We start from the raw sequence: 8,961 nt of genomic DNA, 5'->3' as shown, positions 1-8,961 counted from the left end.
CCCCCTCTGTCAACCTAGTTGTCCGGTTGGCGATATTGCCCAAATCTATTCCAGAGGGAGCGGCATGGAGCACGTGTGCCACGTTATTCTGCAGAGCGTAAAGCCGCCGTACTGAAAAAGTTGTTGCCCCCCCATAATCGCAGTGTGGTGTCGGTCGCCACTGAAGAAGGCATCTCTGACGCGACGCTGTATAGTTGGTTAAAACAGTGTCGAGAAAAAGGAGTGCCTGTGCCGGGTTACACCCAAAGCGACAACGAGTGGTCGCCTGACGCCAAGCTTGCCGTGGTCATCGAAACCGCCACCCTCTCAGAAACAGAGCTTGGTGCTTACTGCCGCGAAAAAGGCCTTTATCCCGAGCAAATCCAGCAGTGGAAAGCCGCTTGTCTCCAGGGCGCTGGCCAACAAGAAGACCAGCAAAAAACGGCACAAAAGCAGCGTAAACAAGACCGTAAGACGATCAAACAACTCAAAGCGGAAGTGCGCCGCAAAGACAGAGCCCTAGCGGAAACCACGTCGTTGCTGGTGCTCTCAAAAAAGCTCGACGCCTTGTACAGCGAAGACCCGAACAGCGGCGAGGACGACTGACGCCGTTTGAGGAACGTGCAAGGCTCATTGCGTTATTTGATGAAGCGATAACGGGGGGTGCTTCCCGTTATCAAGCAGCGGCGATTATCGACGTGAGCGAGCGCACACTGAAACGCTGGCGTTCTGCGTGTGGCGCGGTGGCTGAGGATCAGCGTCCACACGCGGTACAAGGCCGTCAGCCGCATCAACTGACTCACGAGGAGAAACAGGCCATTTTGAACGCCTGCCATCGCCCCGAGTATCAGAGCCTGCCGCCGTCTCAAATCGTGCCGTTACTGGCCGATCAAGGGGCCTACTTGGCGTCCGAATCGTCGTTCTACCGGGTGCTGAAAAAGCACGAACAGCAGCACCACCGAGGGCGAATGAAACCACGCCGACCAGTACCTGAGCCGACGAGCTTTACGGCCACTGGGCCGAACCAGGTCTGGTGTTGGGATATCAGCTACTGTTCTTCCGTTGTGCGTGGTCAGCACTGGTATCTCTATCTGATCATGGATATCTACAGCCGCAAAATCATCGCGTGGGAAGTCCATGAGGCGGAATCAGGCGAGTTAGCGAAACAACTGCTGGAACGCGCCTTATTGCGAGAAGGCTGCTGGCATCAGCCCCCGGTGCTGCACTCAGATAACGGTGCGCCGATGACGTCTTATACGCTTAAAGCAAGATTAACAGAGCTGGGAATGTTGATGTCTTACAGCCGGCCGAGAGTGAGCAATGACAACCCTTACTCGGAAGCGTTGTTCCGCACCGTCAAATATTGCCCCGCGTGGCCTACGAAGGGGTTTGCATCGCTGAGTGCGGTACGAGACTGGATGCTGGCGTTCGAACGCGCTTATAACGAACAGCACCTGCATAGTGGCATTCGGTACGTGACACCCGCTGATCGGCATCGAGGTGTCGACCGAGAACGTCTTGAGCACCGCAAAGCGGTTTACGAAAGGGCTAAGCGCCGGCATCCACAACGCTGGTCGGGCAGCACCCGAAACTGGGAGGTGCTCGGTTCGGTGTCGCTCAACCCTGGAAAAATGCACGAAATCGAGCGTAATAAACAGGCTGCTTAGAGGCAGCCATTTGGACAACTGGGTTGAAAATCACCGTGTTCCGGACGTGATGAGTTGAAGTATAGGCCATGCCACTGCAGTATCGGGAGAAAGTATTGAACCCGAGATAAATAGGCTGCCAATATTTTCAAACATCCAATAAAGGGGTACCAATGTTAGTGGATTACTCACCCAAGTTGCCGTAAAGGCCATAGGGAAATTTCCTCTTAGTATCAAACAGCTTGTCAGTACCAGAAGCGTTTGAACTCCCACAGTCGGGGTTAAGCCATAAAAAATCCCAATTGCAAAGCCACGACTGACCGATTCAGGGTCTCCACTGAAGCAGCGAAATTGTCTCATTCTCTTAAGCCATTTTGGATTTTCTCTCAGCCAACGTCGCATTTTTAATTTAGTAAGATATCGTAACCGGTTAAGCACGTTCATCTCCTTAATGATGTACGTTATCTGGTGTTTTTGAAAAAGATGTTTTTCGACATAAATAGACATAGGCAGGGGGTAAGTTAGCCCATACTTTATGACAATTTAACTTATCGTAAGAAGATACAAGAAATGGCTGAAGCTGGCGAGTATACTGAAACGCCACAAATAAACCACCCGGATTTAACACATCATAAATATCGCTGAGAAGATTATCACGTTGCTGCTGAGAGAAATTTGCAAACGGCAAGCCAGATATAATGCAGTCAGCTCTCGTTCCCCCCTTTTGCTGAACAGCAACATAATCTTTTAATCGAAAGGCATCTTTATAAAAGTTAATATTAGGATAACGTTGAGTAAGGTTTTCACGCAGTAAATTTTCGTATTCGAAAGATAAAAAGGATGAGTCCTTATGGCGCAGGGCATTAATTTCTTGCGTTATAACACCTGTACCAGCGCCAAGTTCAACGATAACACGTGTTTTCTCCCATTCTACACAGCGAACCATAGCGGCAGCCAGGTGGCGTGAACTGGGCATGACGCTGCCAATTGCGATTGGAGAGCGTAAAAAATGTTTTAAAAACAACCAGTTTTGCGACATAAAAAGCTCCAAAATTTTAATATTTTTTTATATCTATTTATCGCCAAACACTGTGTTCCAGAAAAAAATTGAATAATTCATACCCGTAGAACACATATGAAAACACAACAGGCTAAAACCTAATAATACCAATATTCACTTATCCTATGGTGAATTGATCGTTCACACTTCATTCATATGAATTAAAAAATGTCTTTTAACTAAAATCAGATGATTTATAACAATACACATCCAGTGCATAGCCAGTTATAAGAAAAAAATAGCTCATCGACGGAACCAGCGTCGGATTGCAACCTCAAAATTATTAACGTGCTTTAGAAACCTTAATCCTGTTAAAGGGTTATAAGTCCAAGGAAATGGAGGGGAAAATGGGAAGCATTCGAGGAAATCTTCTGCGACAGGTAACCGAGGTGACATTTGTTCTTCAACTAATTCTACTTCATTTAACGTAAGGATTTTAAAAGGATAAAAGCCTACCTTTTTTTTTCGTTCGGCCAAACGCAGACCAAGTGTTTTCTTTTTGCCGCGATAGGCTGGAACTTCCGGCAACCACATCGCAAAGGGACGCCACATATAAGCCATCATGCCAAACATCCGCTTTGCTTGCTTATCGTTTTCTGGCTCGGATTGCTGAAAATCCCACCCTGCTTCTATGAGACGGTCTGGTTTAAACACAACTAGATCCGAATAATGGATACCTGCACTTTGCCCAAAATCTTCGCGATAAAAGAAATCAGGTGTCGGCGCCATTAACGGTATCACTGGTCGTTTCTTCAGATCGATACCTCTAATGAAACAAGGATGAATAAAACCAACGGTTGGGTTATCTTCAAACAGTGATTTCATTTCTTCAAGTTCGTCCGTAGAAACAAACCGTACGACTTGAGTGTCATCCTGCAGAAAGCACATTAACCGACTTTCTTTAAACCTTTCGAGGGCCACATTCATATTGTGGTAAAGACCACCATGCTTGATAGAACCCATTTTTTCAGGCGTTATGACTTGGCAAGAGCTTTCTACTAGCCGAAGATACTCTAGAGTTTCAGGATCATCGCTATGGTCATCAAAAATAACAATGGCGGCATTCGGAATACAGCGCTGGATAGATTCCACACAATTACGCAAATACCTGCCACGATTAAAAGAAAAGACACATACCGTTAAATTAGTCATACTTATCTCTATTAATTAACATATAGTTAAGCACTTAATAGCATCTCAATGATCACGATAAAATAAAGCAAGAATAGGCTTTAGGTATTCGTTAGGGTCTTGGAATTCGCGACCGTTCGCCTGAGAGTGAATGGTCACATAATGAATCTGCGGATCGTGCATCATGTCAGACACGGTATTAACAACGGCTTTTGAGTCTTTAGTATCGTAAAGATAACGACAAAAAGATGGGTCGCGCCAGTCGGTGCTCACTAGCGGCTGTTTTTTTATCAAAAACGCTTTATAAAAACCAAACTCAGACCATCTGCGCGGCGGACGATTTAGAAAGACGTTCCACCAATCTTTACCGAATCTTGTTTCGAGTGAGGAAAGGGCTTCACAAAGTAGCAACTGGTTAAAAACAAAAGGAGTATCGAAGTACACATTAACATAATCAGTATCAGGCTTTATGTTAACCAAGTACTCAGATTCATCTATCCAATTTTTAACTTTTCCTTTTGTTTCAGTTCTCTTTAGCCAATTAGCAAAGCATACGGGGCCAGATGTACTTAAAAAGTCTTCGATGACTGCAGTTTTTGTAATAATCACATCTGAATCAAGAATAACAGCAGTATCACATGTCAGCTCACTCGCAAGCTTCAATTTGCATATCTGCTGGGTGTGCCAGCCGGTATAAGACGGCCAGATAGGCCAGGAAAAAATTCGTTTGAGACTGCCACAAATTCGCGTGGAATGTCGTCCTAAGCGCTTAGATAGCCTTCGTGCACGCTTCCTGTGATATTCAACAACTTCAGGTAATACGTCTTTTGTAGAAAGCAATATAAGTCCGCTACGACCGCGAAATTCCTCAAATAATGCAATATCTTCGTCCTGCACAACAACGTAGTGATCAAACCTGGCGAACGACGACTGCTCAAAGGACGCTCTCATTACCCGAAAGTGATCAAGATCGCCCGCCCAAGTCGGCGTAATAAAGACAACCCGATGTTCTTCGCTCATTAGGCGTTTTCTCCCTGACGCCAATCCCGCCAACGAGACTGCCAAATCCGCAGCCAAGTCCGAAAATTACTTCTTGTTCCACTTCCGTTGTAACGTCCTTTAGCTATGTGCCGTATCCGATAAACTCCCGGCACCGCAACCGGTTCACCTTGGCTGCGCAATAGCCAGCGAAAGGCACGATCTTCGTGACATTTAGCGAAATTTTCAACTGGCTGCTGATACAAGTTAATATGTTGGCAATAGCCGACAGCTCGACACACATCACCATGGGCAATTTGCAATGGCCCGGTAGCCTTCGTGATCTTCCGAGTAGTAAAGGAGGAAACATCGATATCCAATATTTGTAAGCCGCTATTAACGGCACTAAGCATAGGATTGTCTTCCGCTAGAAGACCCGTCGTGCGTTCTTCAACCGGGAACAACAAAACATCGCGTCGTCCTTGTAAGCATTCTGCTAAGCTATCCAAACAATTTTCCCGAAACATAAGATCGCAATCGGTAAACCATACCCAGTCGGCTTTTGTAGCAAGCGCTGCACGATTACGACCAATACTACGACGAAACAGCTCCCGCTTTAGAATCGGCTGCCAGTTCCAGGTGACACCAGGAACCTGCTGTTTTTCGAAAAATGTTAATAATTCAACAGTTTTCGTGTCCTCTGGACTATAAAAAATGGTCATAGTGACATCAAGTTGTTTAGGCGGGAAGAGCACTAAAGAGCTTAATTGGTAAACCAGGAAGTGAGAGTAATTCCAGCAGTGACTGACCACTTCAAGGGTGAGATGCCCTGTTTTAGCCGCCCGATCACGTTCCAGCGGCAGCTTCGGCTCGAACCATTGAGGGGGTACCTTCCCCCCTGCTGCGAATCGGAAAAAAGCGAGTTGTAGCGTATTCCACATTTCTATAATCCTAAGCAACTAAGGTTTATATTCCCATTGGGTTTGTATTCCCATTGATAGATAGTGCTTTAGGCTAAGCTGGCAATAGTCTCCGATCCTACATGGCGTACTGTTGAACCTTCCTCTAACCAAAGCCAAAGGCGTAAATAAGTCAATCAAGCGGCGAACTGACATCAAGCGCCGGCTTTAAGAGTTCAATTAGGCGTTTTTGTTCTACCCAAGCCCCTCACAAATCCCTCAAGCTTGGCGAGTTTGCGGAGCAATCGATAGCGTCTTAACGGGTCATAAATCCATGGCTTTTTTAAGCCTTCAACAGCAACCGTCAGGTAGTCTTCAGCGATTGGCGCATGCTCTGTTGAGCGTTTTCTAAGTTTTTCTGTCGTCTCACTATCCATAATATTAAAAGGATAAAAACCTGCTTGGTTGACGATCTCTGCCAATCTGAAGGTAACGTTCTTTTTTTTGTTTCGATAAGCAGGTGGGTTGGGTAGCCACATAGCAAATGGCGCAGGTAAATAACCCATTTCTAGGAAGCTAGCTTTTGCCTGCTGCTCGTTATCAAATTCGCCGGATAAAAATGTCCAGTTTGCTTTACGTAGACGATCACTCCGGGTTATCGAAATGTCTGAGTAGTAAACACCGGCAACTTGCTTGCGGCTGCGGTGTTCGCAGACATAAGTCCCTCGATCTGGGCGGAAAACAAAGCGGTCAAGCGTACGCTGCCGGGTGATTTTTTTCTGAAACACCGGTGCAAGAAATCCACCATTTGGAAACGTTTCAAAATAATCTTCTATAAACTGAATATCCTGCTCATCAATCTTACGAACCAGTTGAGTATCGTCCTGGAGAAAGCAGATGAGACAGTCTTCTTCGACGGAATCAATAGCTCTCTGCATATTGGTGTAAAGCGCCCCATGCTGATTACTCGACTCTTTGTCACTCCGACGCCTAACCTCATGCCGGGTCTCGATTTCATCAAGGATATGCTGGGTTTCAGAATCATTGCTGGCATCATCAAAAACAATAATGCGATGGTTAGACGCGCAGGTCTCGATAGACTCAATGCAGTTCTTTAAGTGAGGCCCACGATTGTAAGAAAAAACGAAGAAAATCAACAGATTGCTCCTGTTGCATCCGACTGTAGGTGCTGCTCAATACCAAATGCTGTGCGAATGGTTCCATCTTTATCAATGTTGATGCGATGCCGTTTATTAGATGCAACGATATCAGGATCAACATAACCTCTTGCATGATCCAGATGAATAACAATGGCGTTGTAGCGGACGTGCTTCGGCTTGATGCCCAAATTTACTAACCTAACGCCAAATTCTCTATCCTCTCCGCCGTAAGCTAAGGTTTCATCAAAGCCATTAACGTTGAGCACATCTTTTTTCCAAGCAGAGCCGTTAGAACCTTTGAAACGGCAGCGGGTCGGCGTAAGCGTGTTAAATAACCTTGCTTGCCTACGCGTTGCTGTCAATTTGCTGTTTTTATATGAGCATGCTAGGCCACGAGCCCTTAGCCATTTCAGATCGAAACATCGATTAGAGATCACGTCATCCTTAGTTATGGCTTCACTGGTAACCATTGGCAATTTATGGTAGCCACCCGACAGGAAATAACCGGGTAAGGCTTCTATTGCATGTACATTTAGGAAATCCTGGCGTGGGATGCAGTCGCCATCGCTAAAAACTAAATACGCTGATGTAGACTCAATAATAGCTTTATTTAAGATTCGACATTTTTGAAATCCGTTATCTTCCTGCCAAACATGCTTGATCGTAAGCCCTGTTTCTTCTCGCATGCGATCAATAAGATAGCGCGTTTCACTGGTAGAGCCATCATCGGCAATAATCAACTCAAAATTATTGTAGGATTGCACACTGTAGCCCCAAAGCACTTTTTCCAGCCATTCTGGAGAATTATAAGTACTGAGAATGACGGAAAGTTTCATCGCTATTCACCATGCTTTTAAAATCGATGCTTATCAAACTATACTTTGTAAAAATCACGGTACCAGTGCACAAAGGCAGTAACACCTTCTTCTAAGCAGGTAGTGGGCTGATAGCCAAATTGATCGATCAAATCCTCTACATCTGCATAAGTATCAGGCACATCTCCTGGTTGAATGGGCAATAGCTCTTTGTGAGCAGCAATGCCCAAAGCATTTTCCAGGGCTGCTATGTAATCCATCAACACAATAGGCTGATGATTACCGATATTGTAAAGGCGCCAGGGGGCACGACTGGTAGCTGGATCAGGTGATTGACCCGACCAATCCAAGTTGGTTTGCGCAGGTTTCTCCAGCACCCGAATAATTCCTTCAACTATGTCATCGATATAAGTGAAGTCACGCCGATGTTGGCCATAGTGATATACGGGAATCGTTTCGCCAGCCAGAATAGCTTGGGTAAACTTGAATAGCGCCATGTCTGGGCGCCCCCAAGGGCCGTAGACAGTAAAAAAACGTAGCCCGGTGGTAGGGATGCCATACAAATGGCTATACGAGTGAGCCATTGATTCATTGGCTTTTTTAGTCGCTGCGTAAAGGCTTATAGGGTGGTCGACGTGGTGATGAGTCGAGAAAGGCATCGTTTCGTTAGCGCCGTAAACACTGGAGCTACTGGCGTAAACTAGATGTTCAATTTCTTGCTGGCGGCACCCTTCCAGCACATTAGCAAACCCAACTAAATTGCTGTCGATATAGGCGGCGGGATTTTCCAGCGAATAGCGCACGCCAGCTTGTGCTGCTAAGTGAATAGCGCGTCTGAATACGTAACGTTTAAATATATTAGCCATTTCCGCACGGTCGGCAACATCGACGCGTAAATGACGATAATTAGGATAGGCAGTTAAACGTAACACGCGTGCTTCTTTCAGCAAGGGGTCATAATAGGCATTATGATCATCTACTCCGACCACATGCTCACCGCTGTCAAGCAGGCATTTGGCAACGGCGGCGCCAATAAAACCAGCCGTACCAGTGACTAGTATAGACAATTGGCCTCTCCATCAGTTTAAAAAATTCAGCGCCTACCCAACCGCTAAATTACTACAACCACATAAATTTTCGTCTCTTTTACTTGATACGGTGCTGGCTAATCTAAAAGAGTTTTCACCACTTCTACGTTACATTGATGCATATCAACGATGGGCAATCGAAAAAAGAAAGCATGCTGCCCTTTCCGATGCGTACAAGATACCAATTAAAACATGAATGCTAGAT

9 protein-coding genes are annotated in these 8,961 nt (G+C 45.7%); 1 reads left to right on the top strand and 8 read right to left on the bottom strand.

What is annotated here, in order from left to right; all coding sequences use genetic code 11:
- Positions 1–75: 75 nt before the first annotated feature.
- A protein-coding gene (locus ELY33_RS13725) for an IS3 family transposase (RefSeq protein ID WP_126942763.1) occupies positions 76–1,646 on the top strand; the annotation gives its coding sequence in 2 pieces (ribosomal slippage) (positions 76–529 and positions 529–1,646; 1,572 coding nt in all).
- Positions 1,647–1,676: 30 nt separating this feature from the next.
- Here the strand turns inward: ELY33_RS13725 and ELY33_RS18405 are convergent.
- From ELY33_RS18405 to ELY33_RS13685, 8 genes are all read right to left on the bottom strand, one after another.
- Entirely contained in the window at positions 1,677–1,985 is a 309-nt protein-coding gene (locus ELY33_RS18405; protein ID WP_422822297.1) for a DUF2062 domain-containing protein, read from the bottom strand.
- Positions 1,986–2,073: 88 nt separating this feature from the next.
- Positions 2,074–2,664, bottom strand: coding sequence for a class I SAM-dependent methyltransferase (locus ELY33_RS13715; RefSeq protein ID WP_126948475.1), 591 nt, complete (start codon positions 2,662–2,664; stop codon positions 2,074–2,076).
- A gap of 264 nt (positions 2,665–2,928) precedes the next feature.
- Positions 2,929–3,837 (bottom strand): glycosyltransferase family 2 protein, encoded by a 909-nt coding sequence (locus ELY33_RS13710; protein WP_126948474.1) that lies wholly within the window; start codon positions 3,835–3,837, stop codon positions 2,929–2,931.
- A 45-nt stretch (positions 3,838–3,882) separates the two neighbouring features.
- Positions 3,883–4,836 carry a DUF6492 family protein gene (locus ELY33_RS13705; RefSeq protein ID WP_126948473.1) on the bottom strand — a complete coding sequence of 318 codons (954 nt, stop codon included), beginning with the start codon at positions 4,834–4,836 and terminating at the stop codon, positions 3,883–3,885.
- Positions 4,836–5,735, bottom strand: coding sequence for a glycosyltransferase family A protein (locus ELY33_RS13700; protein WP_126948472.1), 900 nt, complete (start codon positions 5,733–5,735; stop codon positions 4,836–4,838). Before ELY33_RS13700 ends, ELY33_RS13705 begins: the two co-directional genes overlap by 1 nt.
- 194 nt (positions 5,736–5,929) lie before the next feature.
- Positions 5,930–6,850, bottom strand: a complete 921-nt coding sequence (locus tag ELY33_RS13695; RefSeq protein ID WP_167470092.1) for a glycosyltransferase family A protein — start codon at positions 6,848–6,850, stop codon at positions 5,930–5,932.
- On the bottom strand, positions 6,847–7,689 hold the full coding sequence (locus ELY33_RS13690; RefSeq protein ID WP_126948470.1) for a glycosyltransferase family 2 protein: 843 nt from the start codon (positions 7,687–7,689) through the stop codon (positions 6,847–6,849). Before ELY33_RS13690 ends, ELY33_RS13695 begins: the two co-directional genes overlap by 4 nt.
- A gap of 38 nt (positions 7,690–7,727) precedes the next feature.
- Positions 7,728–8,735 (bottom strand): NAD-dependent epimerase, encoded by a 1,008-nt coding sequence (locus ELY33_RS13685; protein ID WP_126948469.1) that lies wholly within the window; start codon positions 8,733–8,735, stop codon positions 7,728–7,730.
- Positions 8,736–8,961: the final 226 nt, after the last annotated feature.

The sequence above is a fragment of the Vreelandella andesensis genome (assembly GCF_003989795.1).
GTDB lineage: Bacteria > Pseudomonadota > Gammaproteobacteria > Pseudomonadales > Halomonadaceae > Vreelandella > Vreelandella andesensis.
Note: the sequence above shows the minus strand (reverse complement) of the source record. Positions and strands in the feature narration are given on the sequence as shown.